At 68.9% G+C, this 810-nt stretch carries 1 protein-coding gene and 1 pseudogene; both read right to left on the bottom strand.

Annotation, left to right across the window (positions count from 1 at the left end):
* Positions 1–138: pseudogene (locus tag FF041_RS40790) on the bottom strand (DUF6112 family protein); the annotation flags it as partial.
* Between the two features lie 80 nt (positions 139–218).
* Positions 219–810, bottom strand: a 592-nt coding sequence (locus FF041_RS33390) for a C40 family peptidase (RefSeq protein ID WP_194292280.1), incomplete at its 5' end; no start/stop codon positions are given.

Genomic DNA, 810 nt, shown 5'->3' on the forward strand with positions numbered 1-810 from the left:
TCCGACGACCGCGATGATCCCGAAGAGGTTGATCGAGCTGATGACGTCCTTCAGGACGTCGAGGCCCGGCAGGCCGCCGTCCGCGGGCTTGATACCGGGGTTGAAGGCCAAGAACTGGCCCGACTGGCTGATGTTCACCACAAAACTCCTGTTTCAGGGCATACGGATGCCCGGGAGGGAGGGAAGGAGAGAATGAGGGGGAGGTGGACGCGAGGGCGTCAGACGACGCGGCGGACGGCGAGGATGTCCGGCCGCCACTCCGCGAGGGTGGCGATCTTGACGACGTCGCCGGTGCGCGGCGAGTGCAGGATCAGGCCCGAGCCGATGAACAGACCGACGTGCTCCGGCACCTGGGCCGTGCCCCGGGTGAACAGCAGATCACCGGGCTTCAGCGCCTTCGCATTGACTGCCTTGCCCTCCTTGACCTGGGTGTACGTGGTCCGGGTCAGGGAGATACCGCCGGCCTTGTACGCGGCCTGCATCAGGGACGAGCAGTCGCACCGCCCCATCGGATCCTGGCCCCGCGGGTTCGCGCACGTCCCGCCCCACTGGTACGGGGTGCCCAGGGCGCCGAGGCCCCAGCGGATCGCCGTCTGCACCGACTTCGGAGCATCGGACGGGATCTCGTACCCCTTCGGAAGCACCCCGGCCGGGATCGGACCGAACTCCGACCCATCTCCGCCGGGACCACAACCAGCGGAAGTGCCGGGGGCATCGCCGTCCTCGGACCCGGAGCCGGTGCCGTCGTCGGTGAGCGTGGGCGCGATGGCCTTCTGCAGCGCGGTGGCCAGCGGCTCCCACTTCGCGTAC

Origin of the sequence: Streptomyces jumonjinensis (genome assembly GCF_009600885.1) — a bacterium.
In the GTDB taxonomy this organism is placed as follows: domain Bacteria; phylum Actinomycetota; class Actinomycetes; order Streptomycetales; family Streptomycetaceae; genus Streptomyces; species Streptomyces jumonjinensis.